Origin of the sequence: Pseudomonas sp. 18-147, assembly GCF_051048045.1 — a bacterium.
In the GTDB taxonomy this organism is placed as follows: domain Bacteria; phylum Pseudomonadota; class Gammaproteobacteria; order Pseudomonadales; family Pseudomonadaceae; genus Pseudomonas; species Pseudomonas aeruginosa.
On record NZ_CP182296.1, the window covers coordinates 865,629 to 883,127 of the forward strand.

The window sequence follows — 17,499 nt, forward strand, 5'->3', positions numbered from 1 at the left end:
TCACACCCCCTGAGTAAGCCGAGCCACGGCCTGGTGCCCGATCCCCTGGTGCAGCCGCGCGCGCTTGCCCGCGGCATACCCCGCTTCACTGGCCACTTCGTCACGTGCCTTGAGCTTGCGGCGCTTCATCTCGAACTTGCCGACGTCAGCGTGGTGCTTCGCCATGTACGCCTGGATCGCGTCGGCGATGTTGTCGTCGACGCCCGCGAACTGGTCGACCTTGGCGTACACGGCCTCGATCCATCCATGCGCGAAGGCATCTCCACGGGCTACCTTGGTGGACCGCTTGCAGCGTTTCTGCGTGCTCAGGAAGTCCTTGCGCGCCTTCTGCAGCTGTCGCTCCAGCACCTGGTAGGCGTAGCCGGTCAGCTCCGGCGCCGCCGCGCAGCCGACGAAGAGGAACGAAGCGCTTTCGAAATAGGAGGTGCAGATGATCAGGTGCGTGCCGAAGGCATGGCAGCACACTTGAGCGAGCCTCACCCGCCAGGCCGGCGGTTTTCCATCCGAGCCAGCGGGAACCTTGGCTTCGCCAGCCATGCTGGCCAGCACGTCGCCCATCTCCAGGTTGTAGGCTTCCATCAGTTTGTGGGCATGACGCAGCGCGATCTCGGCCTCGTTCGGGTTGGAGCCCCGTCCCTTCGCCATTTCCAGGCACTTCTTGATCTTGTCGAGGATACGGTCCTGGTCCATGTCACACCCCTGCGATATCAAGAGGAATGGAGCGGTACTGGTCGGTGTCCCCGACCCGCTCCTGGATACGCACGTACGCCTTGGTGCTCACGACCTGGACAGCCTCGCCGATGGCCTGCATTGCACGCTGCCAACGTTCGTCATCGATCTGCAGGCGGCGCAGGGCAAGCACACTGCCGGTACGGATGTTCCCTGCTTGGTCCACGCGGAACGCATCGTTGATCAGCGTGATGACCTCCGCGCGAGCACCTTCCGTCCATTCGTGGAGGCACTCGTCGATCAACGCCTTGGCCGCCTGCAGGCGCTCGTCGAAGGCGATGTTTTCGGCCATGGCCCGAATGACCTTGTAGCGACCGTCGAAGCTGACCAGGGAGGCGTTGCCCTTCTTGCCACCTACCTTCGCCTGGTACTGCTCGGCCGACAGTGTGATGAAGGCTTCGATATCGCCGAATGTCGCCAGTTTGAAATCCAGCAACGCCTTGTTCAGAGCCTTCCCCTTGGCAACGATCTCCTGCACAAGGCGGTCGCGCTCCAGGTCGATGGGCTTGATCATTTTTTCAGGTACCAGGCGCCCCTTGGCGTCCATGCGGTACCCGGCGGGAACATGCACTGCTTGTTCAGCCATGGGAGGAATCCTCAGTTGGAGAGAAGGTTTTGCACCCGCAGCGTGGGCAGACGTTGTCGCTACGCGAAGAATCCTTCGGGTGCGGCACCGGATGGAGATCGCTAAGCGCGCCGATCCAGCGGCAGCGCCGGCATTTGAGGCGGCGCTCAGTCATAGCCAGCCTCCAGTTGTCGGTTGTGGCGGGCGATGACTCCTTCGGCCATCAGCTGCAGGGCATCACCGGGAACTTCGTTGTAGTCGCCATTGGCCAGAGCCTGCACGAATGCTTCAAGCGGATCGGCTCCTGCGAGTGCATGTCCCTTCGCCCAGGACACGACACGCCCTCCGTCTACCTCTTTAGGTACGGTGGTGCCGCTGGCTCCCTCAATGACGAGAGTGTCGTAACGGGTGCTCTGGATCACGGTTGTTCCTCCCCGTCAGACTGCAGTTCCACCTCGATCTGTAGATCGATCGCGTCACCCTGTGCGAGGAGCAGCGCCGTGGCCTTCACCAGGTTCTTTCGAGCGCCCAGGCTGGGTTTCCACCAGGATGGCTCGAACGGCCACCAGCCCGGCACCAGTTGCGTCAGGCACGGCTCTCGCTCTGGCTGGCAGATCTGCGTAACGGCTTCGTCGGCGTAGCAGGTAGCAGCCAGCGCTAGTTCACCGCCTCGGTACTCGGCATCATGGCTGGGGCTGAAGCCTTCCTGGAGGATCTGCCGCTGCCGTTCTGCCAGCACATCCCGAGCGAAAGCAGATACCGGCTGCTGGACCGGAATCGCGAAAAGAGCGATCACGTTCTTACCATCCTCAGCCCATTGCTCCGCTCGGTTTGGATCAGCCGTGTGGTCCGAGATCCAGGCGCCGTCGAAAATGGCCCATGCCACAGGCTGTACTTGCGGCGCCCCATAGAGATGGGCTGTGCAGCTCATGAGGTCGGGGTAGCCACCAGGACGTCCCATTCGGTGTTTGCCGTTCTCCAGCGGCACGCCGGCCTGGCAGCCATCGCACTGGTTCCGCTGTGTGTCGTTGTTCATCAGTGCACCCTCCCAGCAGTCTGCTGCTCGGCCTTGAGGTGCAGGTAGTAAGCGGCCAACTGCTCCAGCTCGGCTTCATACGCCTCGTGTTGATAGGCCAGCTTCAACTCCGCCAGCTTGATCAAGATGTTGTTCGCGTGATTGAGCTGCTGATTCAGCGTGTGGTTGATGGTCTTCAGCTCGACCATTTGCTGGTCCTTCGCGAACCCATCGCGCAGAACATCCTTCAGGGCCAGGCGGCAGTCCTCCTCGCTCATGGCATCAACGTCCATCAGCGGGGTGTAAGCATGGGTGATGACGGTCATTGGTCTTGCTCCTTCACCGGGGTCGTCCAGGCCACGTCAACACCGAGCAGACTGACGACATGGACGGTGACCTTCCCGTGAGTGGTCTGGCGAATACCGCGGATGGCGTTGCGGAAGCGGCGGTGCAGCCGCAACGAATCCTCTTCGCGGATGAACAGGCGGCGATCGAGCACCGACGTCTGCTCAATCGGAATGCCGGCCTGGCGCAAGGCGCGGGTGGCGCTGTTGACGGCCTCCAGGCAGCGGGCCAGCTCTGGCGTCAGTACTGTGCAGAGCGGCAGATGGGTAGCTTTCGGATGCTCTTCAGGGAGGCGGCCAGTGATCGGTACGACGTTCATCTCACACCCCCTTGACCACATCAGCGGTAATGCGGCTTTCACCGATCTCGGCAGCCAGGTTCAGCGCTGCGTTGAAGAGGTTTCCGATAGCCAACGGATAGAGCTGGCTGGTTCCGTCCTTGCCGGAGCTGGCGAGGCGTTCAACGATGGCGTGGATGCCACCCTGGTCGATCAGTTCGTCCAGCTTCTTGCCGGCGCGTCCGACACGAAATGCCAGGTGCTGCTCTACATCACCCGAGGGGATGGCCGGCAAGATGGCGATCTCGACCCGCTGGGCTACTTCGCGCACGTCGGCGTTGCGTGGCGACAGCTTGATGAGCAGTTCGGGCTGACCGATCAGGATGATGCTGAGCAGCTTGTCAAATCCGTCCTCGAACTGGTCGCGCATGCGCTTGAGGTGGTTGAGGGTCTGGGTCGGGATCGAGTGCGCCTCTTCGATGATCACGACATGACGGTTGCCGGCGGCGTATGAGTTCTTGAGGCAGGTGTGGACCTGGCGGAAGCGAGCTTCGGGGCTGGACTTAGGTGTTTCCAGCGGTGCCACGGCATACATGATGGCTTCGGCGATATGAGTCGCCTTCAGGGTCTTGCCCTTGATGTCGTTGGCTTCCATGCCAACTACGAAGGGGTCGATGGTGATGACCGGCTCGTTGCGCAGACGGTGGGTTAGATCGCGACGCAGAGTGCTCTTGCCGGCACCGGACTCGCCCACGATGGCGAGGAAGCCGTCATGGCGTGCGGTTTGGTACATCGATTCGCGGATGTAGCGAATATCGCCGCTGAAATACATGTCTTCGGCGCAGCGTAGATCGCCAAACGGGTCGACCATCACGCCGAAGGCGCGCTTGGTGTCTGGCCGCAGGGATTGTTTTGCCATTAGCATGTCGGGGCACTCCTGGTTTTCGTGATTGGTTTCCGGGGTTGCAGGAGTCGCCGCGTTGGCGCGCGGCGACTCCACTTCTTCTTCCAAGGCGGCGATGTCGCCGTCTTGCGCACCAACGTCATAGAGCCAGTCGGCCATACGGCCCCACAGCTCCTGCTTGTCGATGGACTTGGGCCACTGGTCGTGATTGACCAACTGGGCGATGGCTGCCGGGCTGAGCTTCATCGCCCTGGCCAGATCAGCCTGGCCAAGGCTGAGGGTTGCGAGTACTTCCTTCAGGCGCAGCATTACTCACCCCCTACCAGGCGCAGGCTTGGGCGTGCAGGTGCCTGCAACTGCTGAACGATGCTGTCGAGTTGCTCCTCCATAGCGCCTTCCGGGTAGTTGGTCTTGAGCCATTCCATAGATGCCGGTGTCCAGGCTGTACCCAGACGTACGCGCAGCGCCTTGGCTAGCTCGATGCGGTTCAGTGGTTTCAGCTCGACCGAGGCCAAGCCAGCCACGGTGACGCGGGTCTCCAGTTCGGTACCGCGCTTGGGCAGGTAGGTTGGCAACACGGTGTTGGCCTGTTCCTTGAACGGATCGATCTCGCCGTTGAACGGCACTGCTCGCGACCTGATCGCCTTCTCTGCCTCCGTGACCGAGCTGGTGCCGGTGGCGAGTTGGTCCAGGTGCTTGCGGTCCTTCTGCGCGGCCGTCTCCGGCAAGGCTTGGTGCCCTTCGCCAATCACTCGGCGAGTGGCAGCGTTGGCAGCGAATCCGTTGTCATCACGCTCAACACGCTCGACCACCTGGTAGTGCTCGCGGCCGTCTTCTCCAACAAGCACAACCTGAGCGCTATCCGCATCGCGGAACGGGTTGCGGGTAACCAGCACCTGGTCACCGACCTGCAAGTGCTGGATAACGGACACGTCGTATTCGGCACCGCGGAACGGCACCCGCAGCCGGGCAGAAACCTTGCGTTTCTCCGGTGCGGCAATGGCCAGTTCGCGCATCGTCTCTGCAGGCGGTGCAATGCGCAGTTGCTCAGGCTTGATCGTCATCCAGGCCGCGTAGCGAGTGCGGTGATGTCGGGTGTGGATGGCGGTGGCGTTGTAGTGCCGCATCCAGCGTCCGGCCAGCCCGTTGATCTCGTCCAGAGTGCGCGGTTTCTGCATCAGTTGCAGGCCACTTTCAAACTCCCGCTCGACGATGTTGTGGGCCTGCTCGACCTGGCCCTTGGCGCGTGCGTTACCGACTTTGTTGATGATCAGTTCGATGCCCAGGGCGCGACACAGGTTGCGGAACATCGAGGAGGTCATGGCCGCACCGGGGTCGGTCATGATCATGAAGGGCACGCCATGGAACGGGTCGGTATCACCACGCTTGACCATCGCGCTGATCAGTACATGGCAGAGGTTCTCCGCGCTTTCAGCACCGAGCACGTAATGTACGTACAGGGTGCCGCTGGTGTGGTCCGTGATGACGTAGCGCCACAGGCGCTGCTTCTCGATGCGCTTGAGATTCTCTGGCTTGCCGTCGTAGAACTCGGCCTTATTCATGGCGCGCGCGCCGTCATTGGCAAGGTAGAACTGAGTGGAGATTGAGGCGTCGATCTGCCAGACGTGGTTGGGATGCAGACTGACCAACTCGACCGCAGGGGCCGGGCGCAGCAGTTGCTCAGGGTGCAAGCCATAGGCACGCAAGGCCCTGCCTATAGCGCTGAGCGACATGAGCGTGACTTCACCAGTACGGTGATCCACAGAGCCTGCGACGATCTTGCCGTTGTTGCGAAGACGCTCGACGGCGCGCTCCAGGGTGCTGAGTTGCTTGTCGTTATCGCGGATGGAGCGGATCAGCGTGGTACTGAGTAGCTCCGCCTCATCGCGAGTCAGCGCTGAGGTGCCGGCGTCGACCCGCTTCTTTCGGGGCTGGGTCACAGTGACCTCCTTCAATTTCCGGTACAGAGTCGCCAGGGAGATGCGCAGATCGTCCGCCGCCGCTTGGCACAGCTCTGTTCTGCTCGCGGTGGAGCGATCCAGCTCGTGTGCCAGGGCAACGAGGCGTTGAGTCATCACGGCGCTCATAGGCTTACTCACCCTGCTTGGCGGCTTCGGCCAACGCGGCCTTCACCGCCTCCTCGCTGTCATCAGCCATCCAGGTCGGTGTGACACTGGCGGACGGCGTGGCGGGGATGTTGTACTCAGCGCGGATCTGCAGCAGCGCCCGCTCTACCTGGGCGAGCATGCCGGCGATGATCGGACGCTGGTCTTGCCCGGACTCTTCGCCTTTCTCGACCAGCAGTTGGACGGCCGGATGCAGTGCGCCGGCAATGGCGGCTTCGGCCGCGGTGGCCTTGGTAGCGAGTTCTTCGCGTCGTTCGGCCAACTGCTCATCCATCGGCTGCACGACCACCAGCGGCTTTCGCGCCAGTTGAGCGGCCAGTTCGTCGATCTTGGTGTTCTTGTCGGCGTTGACCTGGGCGAGGGCCTTCTTGTCTTCGCGGGCTTCGCGCAGGGCCTTGCGCAATTCCTTGACCGACATGGTGGCCACATCGTCAATGCTCAGCTCGCCGGTCTGGCCAGTGAGTTCCAGCTCCTGGATCTCTTCATCATCCAGGACGAGCATTTCGAAGAGCTTGGTCTGATTGCCAATAGCTTTGGTCAACGTCGAGTTGTTGCCCAGGCTGGCGAACTTGGCGGCCGACTGCATGAAGCGGGCAGCAACGTGACGGTCAATTCCCAATACCTCCAGGCGATCAGCGAACTCACCGTGTCCGCATGCCTTTTTCAACACCTGCAGGCCACGCCCCACTTCAAGGCACGCCTCTACGCTGCGGCGCATGTTGGCGGCGATGTCGCGCTGGATCAGGTCCGGGTCCGTGCAATCGGCCGGTAGTTGATAGCCCAGTTGTGCAGCCACAGCGCGCACCTGGTTGTCATGTTCGGTGTTGAGCGCGGCCATTTGGTGCTGCTTGGCTAGCAGGGCCTGACCTTGTTCAATGTCATCTTCAAGCAGTTCAACAGCGGCTTGTGATTTGCGAGCCATCAGGCAACCCTCCGATCACCAGCCGATTTCCGATAGTTCATGGGTGTTGCTCCTTGTTCAGTGGGCGCTGATGCGCGCCTGGATCTCGTTGATGCGTGCGGCACCGCGCTGCAGCTCCTCGGCGGTGGCCATCGCGTATTGCAAAAAGCCGATGCTCGGGGCGAAGCGTCCGCTGTCGAGGCGAGTGGCGAAGCCGGCCTCTATCAGGCTGTCCATGTAGCGGGTGATGTTCGCCGGGCTCTCGCCCAGCGCCTTGGCCAGCTCGGCGTTACTCAGCCCATTGAGGGTGTGGCCGCGCAGGGCCTTGAGTACTCGCAGGGCGCGGCTAACGCTGTCGTGGGTGCGTTTGGTGCTCATGCGCAGCGCTCCATCGGAATGACGACCAGGGCGCCGGATTGGGTGATAGCGGCCTGGCCACCGGTGGCTTCCGCCAGTTGCTGGTGGAGATGCTGGGCCTCGTTGCACCATCCTTCGGCACATTCCTCCATGCGGGTCAGCTCGGTGCGCAGGTGTTCGTTCTCTTCGGCAATGCGAGCAGCTTCGATGCAGAGCTGCTCATAGGCTTGCTCGTCCAGGCGACGCAGCAGCGCCTGCAGGTTGATGGCCTTACTCATCGTCAGCCACTCCAAAGTCCAGTTGAGGGGTTTCTGCCTGGGCAACGTTGCCGTGGTGCCAGGCGAGGGATTCGAGGCCGGCGCGAATGGCGTCCAGGGTCTGTTCGGCGGTTTGCTTGCCGTCGTAGAAGGCCATCAGCGCGCCGGTGGCGTTGTGCAGCACGCCCTGCAGCTGCTGCAGGTCGCTGGCGTTGCAAGCCTTGCCAACCGGGATGTCGACCAGGAGCTTGCCGTGAGCGGCGGCCAGGTAGCGAGTGATCAGCGGCAGGCCGCAGGCGTGCTCCAGCGGCAGGATCAGGCTCAGCGGCAGGCGGCCGTTGCCGATCCACTTATAGAGAGAACTGTGGTTGTTCTGGCCCAGGTGATCACAGGCCAAACGTTCGATTCCTCGGTTGTAGCGCTGCATGGCCAGCTGCGCGCAGCCGTCCAGTGCGTCGGCTGGCGAGCGCGGCACCCAGTGTTTCCAATTTCGGCGCTTCATTGGATGGGGCTCCTTTGGGCCGTCTGAGGCGGCTTCCAATCAAAAACTCTGTTTTGCCCTTGGCAATGTCGTTACCAAATGGCCACTCTGTTGGGGTACATTCACTGCGAGGACAAACCATGTACGTGCAACTGACCATCCGTGAATCCCGCGTCGACGTGCAGCGAGACGCTCACCTTGTGCATGGCGATATCAACTTCTCGGCGGGGCCAGACAGGGCTTGGCTCAACCACCGTTTCGTCGACCAGCACGGGCGGCCCGACAGTGAAGCAGCCGCGCTCTGGTTGATCGACAGCCCAGAGGTTGCCGAGCTGTTGACCAGAACACTGGACGCAGTCCCCCGCCTACTTGTCGGTGAGAGCGCTGGATGGGAGGTCATTTGCATCACCGATGGGCTGCTAACGCGCCGTGCCGATATCAGCCTCGACAAGGCTGTCTTGCTGCTCCAGGCTCTGGCGCCGCAGAACGTCTTGGATTACCAGACGCATATCTTCGGGGCTTAGGGCGTTGATATCGCGGATGGCTAGTTGCACCTTTGGCGCACTCCAGTTGTGGACTGCCGTGCGCATGGCGGCCTCTGTTGCGGTCAGCAGGCACTTGCCGTTGGTGCGGGTGGCTGCTGCCAGCAGGGCTTCCGTTGACGGGCGGTCGCTGACCAGTCGGCCGGCGCCGATCAGCATCAGACGGTCGACCAATTTGCGGGTGCCTTCGGTGGCAGCAGTGCGATCGACGAACACCAGGGCCTGCTGGCGGGCTTCGGCCAGGTGTACGGCGATGGCTGCACTGTCACCAGGGGCGCAGGCGATCAGCGCGTTGAGTGCGGCGCGCCAGGCGTCCATGGGATGAGGGATCAATTCGATCTCTTCGGTCATGAGTTGCGGTTGGTCGGTCATGGCGGTGACCCTCGGTAGGAGGACGGATGGAAGAACAGGAAACGGGCCGGGACTGGGCTCTGGAAGGCATCGAGGGACTGATGCAACTGCTTCAGGCGTTGGTGCTGGCACTGGGCAAGACGGGGCAGTTGGATACAGCGGAGTACGCCCGTCTACTTGCGGACTGGCACAACCAGCAGATAGAGCCGGACTCGCTTCAGGACGTGCTGTTTCAGCGAATGCTTGGGATGCTGGTTGATGAACCCGAGGTGCTGCTGCGGCGTTCAAGGTTTCAACTGATGCCGGCACCAAGCCTTGCTGGCGAGCCCAAGCAGCCAGGCGCTGGCCAGAAGCCTGAAAACGATTGATGGACATGGCGGTGTCCCTCACTGCTGTTGTTGGAGGTGAAAGAATTAGGCGGCGACGGGGTCGCAGGCCTTGAGGCCGAGGGCTACGGCGATGTCGTGGGCCTGGCCGTAGTTGGCTTTGTCGAAGCCGTTGAGCACGCGGTACACAGCGTTGCGCTTGTAACCATGCTCTGCGGCCCACTGGGTAATGGTGATTCCGCGCTGGCGGAAACGCTGTTTGACCTGGTCAGGGGTCAGTGCCTTCTGGGTAGCCATGGCGGTGGCTCCTTGACTGGTTGCTGAATGATGTTTGTGTTTTGTTGGGTTGATGATGGTAGAGAATTTTCTACTCGTCAAGCGAATGGTAGATATTTATGAACCTTGGCGAGCGACTTAAGGCTGAACGAGAACGCCTGGGCTACAACCAAACGGACTTCGCCGCTTTGGCTGGGGCTTCCAAGCACTCACAGATCAATTGGGAAAAAGGCGCTGCAGCGCCTAATGCCACGGTGCTTGCGGCATGGGCTGAGCACGGACTGGACGTGTTGTATGTCGTGACTGGAGTTCGGGGTCAGGCTATGACCTACGGGTCAAATGTGCCGTTGACGGCACATTTGACCCAAAAGGCCAATCCAGTCACGCACTCAGTCGTCGCTGAACCGCTTGGCGAGTACAGGCTCAATCAGCGAGAAAAGGCCCTGATCGAGAACTATCGGGGATCAGATGAAGAAGGACGGAGAGCCATGGAGAGCACAGCGAGTGCTCTGGCGCACAAGGACCGTGCGAAAGAGAAACGCCAAGGCGGCGAATGATGATTACGGAGATGCTGCGATGAATGATTTCAGTGAAGAAACCAGGCGAGAAATCATGAAGTTGGCTGTGCAGTTGGTGACGACTTATGTCACTAGCCAAAACCAGATGCTGGACTCCCGAGAACAGTACTGGTTCGGCATCGAGGAAAGAGAGAGCACTCCACCCTTGCCCGACCTTATCGAGGGAGTCTACCGTCAGCTCTTGGGTATGCTGGGTAAGTGAGGACACGCTGTGGAAGAAGGCCAAGGACGTCATTCTGAAGCCCTCGGCCTCTTGGTCATTCGGGCTTTTGCGCGAGTACCTGAAAACCGAGATGGCCCGGAAGCTCCCCGGTCTTGAGCAGATTCTGTAATTCTGCGGCGCAGTTGTAGTGCGCCATGTACCTCAGCTCCAGCCCGCGCTTCCGGTCCGGGTTGGGGTTCGCCTCAGCCTCGCGCTTCGACACTGCGGCGATCCTGAGCCAGTACTGCGCCAACTGATCCAGCAAGACACGCTGTGGCCCTGAAAACGCGATGTGTTTCAGGGGCCCCGGTTTGGCCGGCTCTTCGGCCTCCAGCGCCTGCGCAGGGGGACGTTCCGGACAACGTGGTTTCGAGACCAGATCCCAAAAGTCCGCAGGATCAATAAGAGGTTCCAGTAGCCGAGCAGTCTGTTCCTTTATTCGACGCTCGAAGGCCTGTAGCCACCGTTCCAGGTGATGAGACGAACAGCCGTGCTTTTGCGCAAGCACTTGCTGTTTGATTTCGTCATTCGTGCCTTCATTGGACTCGGGAGCGGAATCATCCGGTAGCGAGTCCATCAGCAGCCCCAGGATGCTCCTGATCTTGTCGGGGTCACGCTGGATGAGTTGCAACAGCAGGTCTTCATGCCTGGACATGGTAGTGGTCTCCTCGGTGATGGAGATCCAATGCTGATCCGTCGTCCTATCGATTGATTGTTCGGTACCCAAAAAGAGCCTTCGCGCGCGCGTGACGATGATGTCCGGGCGTCCTGCAGGAGCAGGATGCCCATCAGTTGGCCAGGGATGGCCACCCCATCGGGAGCATCGTCATGCCATCGCCGCAACCCCGGCGCCGCCGCGCGCCGCGTATGACCAGCTGGACGCTGGTCACCCTTGTCCTGCTGATCATCCTCGCCGCCATTCGCCCGGAGCAGCTCCAGGTCGTCACCTATAAGCTGGTCCTGGTGACGCTGGGCGCAGTGGCCGGCTACTGGATCGACCGCAGCCTGTTTCCCTACGTGGCTCGCCCGCATGAGTGCTCAGCCAACCTGGTGGTCGTGGGCGCCTGGCTGCGCCGTGGGCTGATCGTACTGGCCTGCATCCTCGGCCTGACGCTGGGGCTCTGACCATGGGCGCCCCGCAAATCATCTGGATCGTGCTGGCCGCTGTGGTCCTGGTTACGTCCTATGCGTGCGATGGCCTCACCAACGTGATCAGCTTCAAGCAGCGCGTGTTCGACGTGATCGCGATGACGGCCCTGGTGTGGTGGGGAGGCTTCTTCGGATGAAGCGCCTGCTCACCCTCGGCCTGCTGGGCCTGCTGAGCGCCTGCCAGCCGGCCTTCGCGACGGATCGCATCCCCACTGCCGCCGAGCAATACCGGCGCACCCTGGTGCGCAGCGCCCATGCCGAATGGGGCCTGTCGGCGCCGATCGCCACCTTTGCCGCACAGGTTCACCAGGAAAGCCGTTGGCGTGCTGATGCCCGCTCGCCGGTTGGTGCCCAGGGCCTGGCGCAGTTCATGCCCGGAACCGCGGAGTGGATCGCCGGCCTGTATCCGGCCGCCCTCGGCACCAATCAGCCGTTCAATCCTGGCTGGGCACTGCGCGCGCTGGTCACCTACGACCGTTGGCTCTACGACCGAAACCAGGCCTCCAGCGAGTGTGATCGCTGGGCATTCGTACTGTCCGCTTACAACGGCGGCCAGGGGTGGGTAAATCGCGACCGTAGGCTGGCCTCGGCATCCGGCGCCGACCAGCTGGCCTGGTTCGATTCCGTCGAGCGCTTCAACGCCGGGCGCTCGGCCGCCAACTTCCGCGAGAACCGCAACTACCCGCGCCTCATCCTGCTGCGCTACGAGCGGATCTATCTGCAGTGGGGCGACGGTGTGTGCGGAGAGAGGTACACCCTGTGAGACTGTCCTCCAGCATCACCTTGGCTCTGAACGTTACCTACCTAGACCTAGCGGTCATTCGGCGGCTGTTCGCAGGCAGTCGCGACTTCCTACCGGCACCTGAGCTGTATTGCTCGCCAGTGCCGCGCGAGCGGCGCGGTAAGTCCGGTGTGGCTCGGGCAAAACGCAAGGCCCGCAAGTACCGTCGGCAAAGGGGGCGCCATGGGCATCCTTAGTCTCCTACGCACCAGTACGTTCTGGCTCGTGCTGAGCGCGGTGCTGTGCGGCGCCGCTGTGGTGATCCACGGCTCTGCCAGCTACGACCGTGGGTATGCCGCCGCCCGCGCGGAGGGTGACGCTGCGCTGCTCAACCTGCAGCTGCAGCACACCAACGAACGCGCCCAGGCCCTTCAGGACGCCCTGGTCCAGTACAAGCAGCAGATCGCGCGCGCCAACCTGGCCGAGGAGCAACTGCTGCAGGTACAGCAGCAACTGACCGACACCCGACACCAACTCCAGGAGCGAATCGCCCATGTATCGACCGCCTACCGAGCGGCACCTGGTGCTGCGCCTATTGCTATCCCTCGCTGTGTCTTCACTCGCGGCTGGGTGCGCGACTTCAACACCGCCCTCGGTGCCGGTTTGCCCGCCACAGGAGCGCGCACCGCTTCCGCCGGCACTCAAGCAGCGACCTGGCCCGCCGCCGGTTCTGACGCCGAGCTACTGGAAAGCGGCGTCACTCCGGCGGACATCCTGGCCTTTGCCCAGGACTACGGGGCCTGGTCTCTTCGCAATCTCGCTCAGCTCAACGCACTACTGGAACAAGGGGAATAGGGAATGAAGGTCGAGCTGGAACTGTGGCAGTTGATCACTCTGCTGCTGACCTTCCTCGGGGCCTGCGCGGGCGGCGGCAAGCTGCTGCTCAACCAGATCCAGAAGAGCCTGGATGCGAGGTTCGCAAGCCAAGACCAGGCACGCCTGGCGAACCATGAACAACTCTCCTACCGGCTGGACGCCATCGAGCAGGCCGCGCGGGAAGAAACCAACCAGTGGCAGCGCGTTGAGCGAGAGCTGATGAGCCTGAAGGCCGAGCTTCCGTTCCAGTACGTGCTTCGCGACGACTACATCCGCGGCCAGAGCGTGATCGAGATGAAGCTCGACAGCCTGGCCACGAAACTGGAAAACGCGCAGCTGCGCGGCTTGGTAGGAGCAAACCATGCAAACTGATATGGCCAAGATTCGCCGGGAATCCCTGCGCTGGCTGATTCTGCTGACCCTGAACAACGCTCGACCGGTGGGCGCCTACGAGGGGCCAGTCCTCTCGGTCGCACAGAGCGAGTACCCCGACGCCACCCCGCTGGAGATCCGTCGCGAGCTGGACTACCTGGCCGACCGTGACCTGGTGACCCTGGTCAAGGAACCGTCTGGCAAGTGGTTCGCCGATTTGACCCGGTACGGCACCGACGTCGCCGAGTACACCATCGACTGCGAACCCGGCATCGCTCGCCCCAAGAAGTACTGGTGACGACCATGGGGCGGAAATCATCGATCTCCCGGCTACCGGACCAGGTCCGGGCCTACATCGAGGGGCGCCTGGCCGATGGCCGGATGACCCTGGACGAGCTGATCGCGGACCTGCAGGCGCAGTTCCCGAGCCAGGCCGAGGCCGGCGAGCTGCCCAGCCGTGCAGCCGTACATCGCTACGGCCAGAAGCTGGAGCGGCGGCTGGCGGCAATTCGTGCCAGCACCGAGGCGGCCAAGCTGATCCGTGCCCAGGCCGGCGACGACCTGGACGCACGCAGCGAGGCACTGACGGCGATGATCCAGTCCGAGCTGTTCGAGTCGATCATCTCCCTGCAGGAGGCTGGTGATGAAGAGATGGACCCGGCCGATCGTGTCGGACTGCTGGCGTCTGCGGCCAAGAACATCGCGACGCTGACGCGCTCCAGCGTCACGCTGAAGAAGTTCCAGGCAGAGGCTGAGCAGCGGGGCCGCGAGAAACAGCTCCAGGAACAGGAGCAGCGCCTGGAAGAGATGCGTGGCAGCGATGGCATGAGCGAGCAGCTCGAACAACGTATCCGCGACATCCTGCTGGGGAAAGCCTGACATGGCCATGCACGCAACGTCCGATAACCTGGGCTCCAAGCTCAAGGCCACCAGCGCGCCGCGCAAGATCGACCTGGCCGAGGAGATGGCGTTGCATGGCGTCGACGTGCCGCAGGAGATATCCGAGGCGATTCCCTCCAACGACGCCGTCTTCTTGGGCTACCAGCAGCGCTGGTTCGAGGACGAGAGTCCGATCATGATCGCGGAGAAGTCTCGCCGCACCGGCCTGACCTGGGCCGAAGCCGGGCGCAACGTGATCAATGCCGCCAAGCCGCGGCGCCGAGGTGGCTGCAACACCTTCTACGTCGGCAGCAAGCAGGAGATGGCGCTGGAGTACATCGCCGCCTGCGCGTTGTTCGCCCGCGCCTTCAACGAGCTGGCCGAGGCTGACGTCTACGAGCAGACCTTCTGGGACGAAGGGAAGAAGGAAGAGATCCTGACCTACATGATCCGCTTCCCGAAGTCGGGGCGGAAGATCCAGGCCCTGAGCAGCCGGCCGAGCAACTTGCGCGGCCTGCAGGGCGATGTGGTGATCGACGAGGCGGCGTTCCACGAGTCCCTGGAGGAACTGCTGAAGGCCGCCCTGGCGCTCACGATGTGGGGTAACAAGGTCCGCCTGATCAGCACCCACAACGGTGTCGACAACCCGTTCAACCAGTACATCCAGGATGCCCGCGAGGGCCGCAAGGATTACAGCGTTCACCGCATCACCCTGGATGATGCGATCGCCGAAGGGCTGTACAAGCGAATCTGCTTCGTCACCGGCCAGGTGTGGTCGCCCGAGGCCGAGAAGGCGTGGCGCGATGGGCTGTACAAGAACGCCCCCAATACCGAGTCCGCCGACGAGGAATACGGCTGCATCCCGAAGAAGTCCGGTGGCGCCTACCTATCTCGCGTGCTCATCGAGCAGGCGATGGTCCAGGACCATTCGATCCGTATCTACCGGTACGAGGCACCGGAAGGTTTCGAAGGCTGGACACCACAGATGCGGGAAGACGAGATCCGCACCTGGTGCGAAGAAAACCTTCTGCCAGAGCTGGCCAGGCTGGACCCGGAGAACACCCACAGCTTCGGCGAAGACTTCGCGCGCCGCGGCGACCTGACCGTGTTCACCCCGCTGCAGATCTCGCCGACCCTGCGCAAGCGGGAGGCGTTCCGAGTCGAGTTGCGCAACCTGACCTACGAAGCACAGCGCGACATCATGTTCTTCATCTGCGATCGCCTGCCGCGTGTCGTGGGCATGGCCTTCGATGCCACCGGCAACGGCGGATACCTCGCGGAACAGGCGGCGCTGCGGTATGGCCCAGCGGTGGTCGAGCAGGTCAGCCTCAACCTTGCCTGGTACGCCGAGTGGATGCCCAAGCTCAAAGGGGAGTTCGAGGCCTTCAACATAGAGCTGTCCAGGCACCAAAGCACGCTGGACGATCTTCTCTCGATCAAGGTCGAGAACGGCATTCCAGTGATCGACAAAGGCCGCAAGGCTGATCTGGAGTCGGCGGGCGGTAAGGCAAAGCGTCATGGCGACAGCGCCGTGAGCCTGGTCATGGCCGTGCGAGCAAGCTACATGGCTGGCCGCAAGCAGCCTATCGAGTGCCAGTCGGCTGGGCGCCGAGCCTCCGCACAACAAGACCTTGCCGGTACCCGTAACACCACCAACCGCGGCTGGGGCACCGTCGCCGGCCGCACCGACCTCGGAGGCTACTGATGCACCCGCCCAAGCTCGGCCAGGAGATCGCCACCACGGGCGACGGCCGCGATATTACCCGTCCATTCCTCTCCGGCCTCCAGCAACCGAGCGACTACATTCTGCAGCGCCGGGGCGGCAACGACCTGCGCATCTACGAGGAAGTGCTGCGCGACGCCCAGGTCAAGGCGACCTGGGGCCAGCGTCAGCTGGCCGTCGTCAGCAAGGAGTGGCAGGTCGATGCCGGCGGCGACCGCCGGATCGACAAGGCCGCAGCTGAGCACCTGAAGCAGCAGCTGCAGAACGTTGGTTGGGACCGGATCACCAACGGCATGCTCTATGGGGTGTACTACGGCCACGCCGTGTCGGAACTCATCTACGGCCGCGACGACCGCTACATCACCCTGCAGGCGGTCAAGGTGCGCAACCGCCGCCGCTTCCGTTACGACCTGCAGGGCGGCCTGCGCTTGCTGACGCCGAACAACATGTTCGAGGGTGAGCCGTGCCCTTCGCCGTACTTCTGGCACTTCTCGACCGGCGCCGACAACGACGATGAGCCCTATGGCCTCGGACTGGCCCATTGGCTGTACTGGCCGGTGTATTTCAAGCGCAACGGACTGAAGTTCTGGCTCACGTTCCTGGACAAGTTCGGTATGCCCACGGCCGTCGGCAAATTCGGGAAGAACGCCACGCCAGAGGAGAAGGCCAAGCTGCTGGCCGCCACCCAGGCGATTCAGACCGATACCGGTGTCATCATGCCGGAGGACATGTTGGTGGAACTGCTGGAGGCCTCGCGCTCTGGCACGGCCGACTACAAGATCCTGCACGACACCATGGATGAGACCATCGCCAAGGTTACGCTGGGCCAGGTGGCGTCGAGCCAGGGCACTCCCGGCCGCCTGGGCAACGACGATCTGCAGGCCGACGTGCGCCTCGACCTGGTGAAAGCCGACGCCGACCTGATCTGTGAGAGCTTCAACCAGGGCCCCGCGCGTTGGCTGACCGAGTGGAACTTCCCCGGCGCTGAGCCGCCATGCGTTTACCGGGTCGTCGAAGAACCCGAGGACATGGACGCCAAGGCCAGCCGAGACGAGAAGGTAGTGCGGTTCTCCGGCTTCAAGCCCACCTTGGGTTACGTCCAGGAGACCTATGGAATTGAGGTCCAGGAGCAGGATCAGAAACAGGAGCAAGGTCAGCCAACTGGCCCCTCACCTGCCGCCGAGTTTGCCGAACGTGCCGGGGGAAGCGATCCGGCCGCGGCGATGACGGACCAGTTGGCCAAGGTCATGCAGCCGGCGGTAAAGGACTGGAGCGAGCAACTCCGCGCTCTGGTCGACAATGCCACCAGCCTCGACGACCTGCAGGAGCAACTGCTGCGACTTGCTCCCGAGCTGAGTCTGGACCAATACGCGGCCGCCATGGCGGTCGGCCTGCAGGCAGCGAACCTGGCTGGGCGTACTGACGTCCAGGACGATCTGGCCGCGCGAGGTAGTGCCTGATGGCTACCGCAGCGACGTATGGCAGCCTCTCGTTTCGCGAGCAGATCGCTTTCTTTGAGGCGAAGAACCCCTCGGTCAACTACGCCA

General features: G+C 62.5%; 27 protein-coding genes. 12 read left to right on the forward strand and 15 right to left on the reverse strand.

Features of this window, described 5'->3' with window-relative positions; genetic code table 11:
• The 13 genes from ACM0M4_RS04080 to ACM0M4_RS04140 form a co-directional block, all read right to left on the reverse strand.
• The gene (locus tag ACM0M4_RS04080; protein ID WP_221345486.1) at positions 1-690 is read right to left on the reverse strand and encodes a DUF2786 domain-containing protein; all 690 of its coding nucleotides are present in this window, start codon (positions 688-690) and stop codon (positions 1-3) included.
• 1 nt (position 691) lies between these two features.
• The gene (locus ACM0M4_RS04085; protein WP_221345487.1) at positions 692-1,315 is read right to left on the reverse strand and encodes a DUF3164 family protein; all 624 of its coding nucleotides are present in this window, start codon (positions 1,313-1,315) and stop codon (positions 692-694) included.
• A 146-nt stretch (positions 1,316-1,461) separates the two neighbouring features.
• Positions 1,462-1,716, reverse strand: coding sequence for a hypothetical protein (locus ACM0M4_RS04090; RefSeq protein ID WP_221345488.1), 255 nt, complete (start codon positions 1,714-1,716; stop codon positions 1,462-1,464).
• A complete protein-coding gene (locus ACM0M4_RS04095) occupies positions 1,713-2,330 on the reverse strand; it encodes a hypothetical protein (protein ID WP_221345489.1) in 618 nt (205 codons plus the stop codon). The genes ACM0M4_RS04090 and ACM0M4_RS04095 overlap by 4 nt, the downstream gene beginning before the upstream one ends.
• Positions 2,330-2,635 carry a hypothetical protein gene (locus ACM0M4_RS04100; RefSeq protein WP_031642105.1) on the reverse strand — a complete coding sequence of 102 codons (306 nt, stop codon included), beginning with the start codon at positions 2,633-2,635 and terminating at the stop codon, positions 2,330-2,332. The genes ACM0M4_RS04095 and ACM0M4_RS04100 overlap by 1 nt, the downstream gene beginning before the upstream one ends.
• On the reverse strand, positions 2,632-2,973 hold the full coding sequence (locus ACM0M4_RS04105; RefSeq protein ID WP_221345490.1) for a hypothetical protein: 342 nt from the start codon (positions 2,971-2,973) through the stop codon (positions 2,632-2,634). The genes ACM0M4_RS04100 and ACM0M4_RS04105 overlap by 4 nt, the downstream gene beginning before the upstream one ends.
• 1 nt (position 2,974) lies before the next feature.
• Positions 2,975-4,144: an ExeA family protein gene (locus ACM0M4_RS04110; RefSeq protein ID WP_023102419.1), complete on the reverse strand. Its 1,170-nt coding sequence runs from the start codon at positions 4,142-4,144 to the stop codon at positions 2,975-2,977.
• Complete coding sequence (locus ACM0M4_RS04115) at positions 4,144-5,922, reverse strand: DDE-type integrase/transposase/recombinase (RefSeq protein WP_075122756.1); 1,779 nt, start codon at positions 5,920-5,922, stop codon at positions 4,144-4,146. The genes ACM0M4_RS04110 and ACM0M4_RS04115 overlap by 1 nt, the downstream gene beginning before the upstream one ends.
• Before the next feature lie 4 nt (positions 5,923-5,926).
• Positions 5,927-6,883 carry a hypothetical protein gene (locus tag ACM0M4_RS04120; protein WP_033866797.1) on the reverse strand — a complete coding sequence of 319 codons (957 nt, stop codon included), beginning with the start codon at positions 6,881-6,883 and terminating at the stop codon, positions 5,927-5,929.
• A 57-nt stretch (positions 6,884-6,940) separates the two neighbouring features.
• Positions 6,941-7,240 (reverse strand): helix-turn-helix domain-containing protein, encoded by a 300-nt coding sequence (locus ACM0M4_RS04125; RefSeq protein ID WP_031642102.1) that lies wholly within the window; start codon positions 7,238-7,240, stop codon positions 6,941-6,943.
• The gene (locus ACM0M4_RS04130) at positions 7,237-7,497 is read right to left on the reverse strand and encodes a hypothetical protein (RefSeq protein WP_121411608.1); all 261 of its coding nucleotides are present in this window, start codon (positions 7,495-7,497) and stop codon (positions 7,237-7,239) included. The genes ACM0M4_RS04125 and ACM0M4_RS04130 overlap by 4 nt, the downstream gene beginning before the upstream one ends.
• The gene (locus ACM0M4_RS04135; RefSeq protein WP_023442737.1) at positions 7,490-7,978 is read right to left on the reverse strand and encodes a hypothetical protein; all 489 of its coding nucleotides are present in this window, start codon (positions 7,976-7,978) and stop codon (positions 7,490-7,492) included. The genes ACM0M4_RS04130 and ACM0M4_RS04135 overlap by 8 nt, the downstream gene beginning before the upstream one ends.
• Before the next feature lie 398 nt (positions 7,979-8,376).
• Positions 8,377-8,871, reverse strand: a complete 495-nt coding sequence (locus tag ACM0M4_RS04140; protein WP_052156815.1) for a hypothetical protein — start codon at positions 8,869-8,871, stop codon at positions 8,377-8,379.
• Positions 8,872-8,897: 26 nt separating this feature from the next.
• On the opposite strand from ACM0M4_RS04140, the gene ACM0M4_RS04145 reads away from it, so the two are divergent.
• Positions 8,898-9,218 (forward strand): hypothetical protein, encoded by a 321-nt coding sequence (locus tag ACM0M4_RS04145; protein WP_033866801.1) that lies wholly within the window; start codon positions 8,898-8,900, stop codon positions 9,216-9,218.
• 45 nt (positions 9,219-9,263) lie between these two features.
• On the opposite strand, the gene ACM0M4_RS04150 is transcribed toward ACM0M4_RS04145, so the two are convergent.
• Positions 9,264-9,473 (reverse strand): DNA-binding protein, encoded by a 210-nt coding sequence (locus ACM0M4_RS04150; RefSeq protein ID WP_023657070.1) that lies wholly within the window; start codon positions 9,471-9,473, stop codon positions 9,264-9,266.
• A gap of 98 nt (positions 9,474-9,571) precedes the next feature.
• Here ACM0M4_RS04150 and ACM0M4_RS04155 point away from each other — a divergent pair, with 98 nt between their 5' ends.
• Together ACM0M4_RS04155 and ACM0M4_RS04160 are read left to right on the forward strand one after the other, a co-directional pair.
• Positions 9,572-10,009, forward strand: coding sequence for a helix-turn-helix domain-containing protein (locus tag ACM0M4_RS04155; protein WP_180216556.1), 438 nt, complete (start codon positions 9,572-9,574; stop codon positions 10,007-10,009).
• Positions 10,010-10,028: 19 nt separating this feature from the next.
• Positions 10,029-10,232, forward strand: a complete 204-nt coding sequence (locus tag ACM0M4_RS04160; protein ID WP_033866802.1) for a hypothetical protein — start codon at positions 10,029-10,031, stop codon at positions 10,230-10,232.
• Between the two features lie 55 nt (positions 10,233-10,287).
• Here the strand turns inward: ACM0M4_RS04160 and ACM0M4_RS04165 are convergent, their stop codons facing one another.
• Complete coding sequence (locus ACM0M4_RS04165) at positions 10,288-10,887, reverse strand: hypothetical protein (protein WP_221345491.1); 600 nt, start codon at positions 10,885-10,887, stop codon at positions 10,288-10,290.
• Between the two features lie 173 nt (positions 10,888-11,060).
• Here ACM0M4_RS04165 and ACM0M4_RS04170 point away from each other — a divergent pair, with 173 nt between their 5' ends.
• From ACM0M4_RS04170 to ACM0M4_RS04210, 9 genes are all read left to right on the forward strand, one after another.
• The gene (locus ACM0M4_RS04170) at positions 11,061-11,357 is read left to right on the forward strand and encodes a putative holin (RefSeq protein ID WP_202981932.1); all 297 of its coding nucleotides are present in this window, start codon (positions 11,061-11,063) and stop codon (positions 11,355-11,357) included.
• Positions 11,358-11,359: 2 nt separating this feature from the next.
• Positions 11,360-11,518 carry a hypothetical protein gene (locus tag ACM0M4_RS04175; RefSeq protein WP_003094227.1) on the forward strand — a complete coding sequence of 53 codons (159 nt, stop codon included), beginning with the start codon at positions 11,360-11,362 and terminating at the stop codon, positions 11,516-11,518.
• Entirely contained in the window at positions 11,515-12,144 is a 630-nt protein-coding gene (locus ACM0M4_RS04180; protein WP_010791818.1) for a transglycosylase SLT domain-containing protein, read from the forward strand. Before ACM0M4_RS04175 ends, ACM0M4_RS04180 begins: the two co-directional genes overlap by 4 nt.
• Before the next feature lie 201 nt (positions 12,145-12,345).
• Positions 12,346-12,957 (forward strand): lysis protein, encoded by a 612-nt coding sequence (locus ACM0M4_RS04185; RefSeq protein ID WP_121411609.1) that lies wholly within the window; start codon positions 12,346-12,348, stop codon positions 12,955-12,957.
• A gap of 3 nt (positions 12,958-12,960) precedes the next feature.
• The gene (locus tag ACM0M4_RS04190; protein ID WP_003094234.1) at positions 12,961-13,350 is read left to right on the forward strand and encodes a hypothetical protein; all 390 of its coding nucleotides are present in this window, start codon (positions 12,961-12,963) and stop codon (positions 13,348-13,350) included.
• Positions 13,340-13,648 (forward strand): hypothetical protein, encoded by a 309-nt coding sequence (locus ACM0M4_RS04195; RefSeq protein ID WP_003094236.1) that lies wholly within the window; start codon positions 13,340-13,342, stop codon positions 13,646-13,648. The genes ACM0M4_RS04190 and ACM0M4_RS04195 overlap by 11 nt, the downstream gene beginning before the upstream one ends.
• A gap of 5 nt (positions 13,649-13,653) precedes the next feature.
• Positions 13,654-14,229: a DUF3486 family protein gene (locus ACM0M4_RS04200; protein WP_003094238.1), complete on the forward strand. Its 576-nt coding sequence runs from the start codon at positions 13,654-13,656 to the stop codon at positions 14,227-14,229.
• A gap of 1 nt (position 14,230) precedes the next feature.
• Positions 14,231-15,934: a hypothetical protein gene (locus ACM0M4_RS04205; protein WP_121411610.1), complete on the forward strand. Its 1,704-nt coding sequence runs from the start codon at positions 14,231-14,233 to the stop codon at positions 15,932-15,934.
• On the forward strand, positions 15,934-17,412 hold the full coding sequence (locus ACM0M4_RS04210) for a DUF935 domain-containing protein (protein WP_058128917.1): 1,479 nt from the start codon (positions 15,934-15,936) through the stop codon (positions 17,410-17,412). The genes ACM0M4_RS04205 and ACM0M4_RS04210 overlap by 1 nt, the downstream gene beginning before the upstream one ends.
• Positions 17,413-17,499 lie beyond the last annotated feature (87 nt).

Excerpts from the sequence above, each read along its gene's own strand:
- ACM0M4_RS04080 (WP_221345486.1), bottom strand. The coding sequence starts at position 690 with ATGGACCAGGACCGTATCCTCGACAAGATCAAGAAGTGCCTGGAAATG.
- ACM0M4_RS04085 (WP_221345487.1), bottom strand. The coding sequence starts at position 1,315 with ATGGCTGAACAAGCAGTGCATGTTCCCGCCGGGTACCGCATGGACGCC.
- ACM0M4_RS04095 (WP_221345489.1), bottom strand. The coding sequence starts at position 2,330 with ATGAACAACGACACACAGCGGAACCAGTGCGATGGCTGCCAGGCCGGC.
- ACM0M4_RS04100 (WP_031642105.1), bottom strand. The coding sequence starts at position 2,635 with ATGACCGTCATCACCCATGCTTACACCCCGCTGATGGACGTTGATGCC.
- ACM0M4_RS04105 (WP_221345490.1), bottom strand. The coding sequence starts at position 2,973 with ATGAACGTCGTACCGATCACTGGCCGCCTCCCTGAAGAGCATCCGAAA.
- ACM0M4_RS04110 (WP_023102419.1), bottom strand. The coding sequence starts at position 4,144 with ATGCTGCGCCTGAAGGAAGTACTCGCAACCCTCAGCCTTGGCCAGGCT.
- ACM0M4_RS04115 (WP_075122756.1), bottom strand. The coding sequence starts at position 5,922 with ATGAGCGCCGTGATGACTCAACGCCTCGTTGCCCTGGCACACGAGCTG.
- ACM0M4_RS04120 (WP_033866797.1), bottom strand. The coding sequence starts at position 6,883 with ATGGCTCGCAAATCACAAGCCGCTGTTGAACTGCTTGAAGATGACATT.
- ACM0M4_RS04125 (WP_031642102.1), bottom strand. The coding sequence starts at position 7,240 with ATGAGCACCAAACGCACCCACGACAGCGTTAGCCGCGCCCTGCGAGTA.
- ACM0M4_RS04130 (WP_121411608.1), bottom strand. The coding sequence starts at position 7,497 with ATGAGTAAGGCCATCAACCTGCAGGCGCTGCTGCGTCGCCTGGACGAG.
- ACM0M4_RS04135 (WP_023442737.1), bottom strand. The coding sequence starts at position 7,978 with ATGAAGCGCCGAAATTGGAAACACTGGGTGCCGCGCTCGCCAGCCGAC.
- ACM0M4_RS04140 (WP_052156815.1), bottom strand. The coding sequence starts at position 8,871 with ATGACCGACCAACCGCAACTCATGACCGAAGAGATCGAATTGATCCCT.
- ACM0M4_RS04145 (WP_033866801.1), top strand. The coding sequence starts at position 8,898 with ATGGAAGAACAGGAAACGGGCCGGGACTGGGCTCTGGAAGGCATCGAG.
- ACM0M4_RS04150 (WP_023657070.1), bottom strand. The coding sequence starts at position 9,473 with ATGGCTACCCAGAAGGCACTGACCCCTGACCAGGTCAAACAGCGTTTC.
- ACM0M4_RS04155 (WP_180216556.1), top strand. The coding sequence starts at position 9,572 with ATGAACCTTGGCGAGCGACTTAAGGCTGAACGAGAACGCCTGGGCTAC.
- ACM0M4_RS04160 (WP_033866802.1), top strand. The coding sequence starts at position 10,029 with ATGAATGATTTCAGTGAAGAAACCAGGCGAGAAATCATGAAGTTGGCT.
- ACM0M4_RS04165 (WP_221345491.1), bottom strand. The coding sequence starts at position 10,887 with ATGTCCAGGCATGAAGACCTGCTGTTGCAACTCATCCAGCGTGACCCC.
- ACM0M4_RS04170 (WP_202981932.1), top strand. The coding sequence starts at position 11,061 with ATGCCATCGCCGCAACCCCGGCGCCGCCGCGCGCCGCGTATGACCAGC.
- ACM0M4_RS04175 (WP_003094227.1), top strand. The coding sequence starts at position 11,360 with ATGGGCGCCCCGCAAATCATCTGGATCGTGCTGGCCGCTGTGGTCCTG.
- ACM0M4_RS04180 (WP_010791818.1), top strand. The coding sequence starts at position 11,515 with ATGAAGCGCCTGCTCACCCTCGGCCTGCTGGGCCTGCTGAGCGCCTGC.
- ACM0M4_RS04185 (WP_121411609.1), top strand. The coding sequence starts at position 12,346 with ATGGGCATCCTTAGTCTCCTACGCACCAGTACGTTCTGGCTCGTGCTG.
- ACM0M4_RS04190 (WP_003094234.1), top strand. The coding sequence starts at position 12,961 with ATGAAGGTCGAGCTGGAACTGTGGCAGTTGATCACTCTGCTGCTGACC.
- ACM0M4_RS04195 (WP_003094236.1), top strand. The coding sequence starts at position 13,340 with ATGCAAACTGATATGGCCAAGATTCGCCGGGAATCCCTGCGCTGGCTG.
- ACM0M4_RS04200 (WP_003094238.1), top strand. The coding sequence starts at position 13,654 with ATGGGGCGGAAATCATCGATCTCCCGGCTACCGGACCAGGTCCGGGCC.
- ACM0M4_RS04205 (WP_121411610.1), top strand. The coding sequence starts at position 14,231 with ATGGCCATGCACGCAACGTCCGATAACCTGGGCTCCAAGCTCAAGGCC.
- ACM0M4_RS04210 (WP_058128917.1), top strand. The coding sequence starts at position 15,934 with ATGCACCCGCCCAAGCTCGGCCAGGAGATCGCCACCACGGGCGACGGC.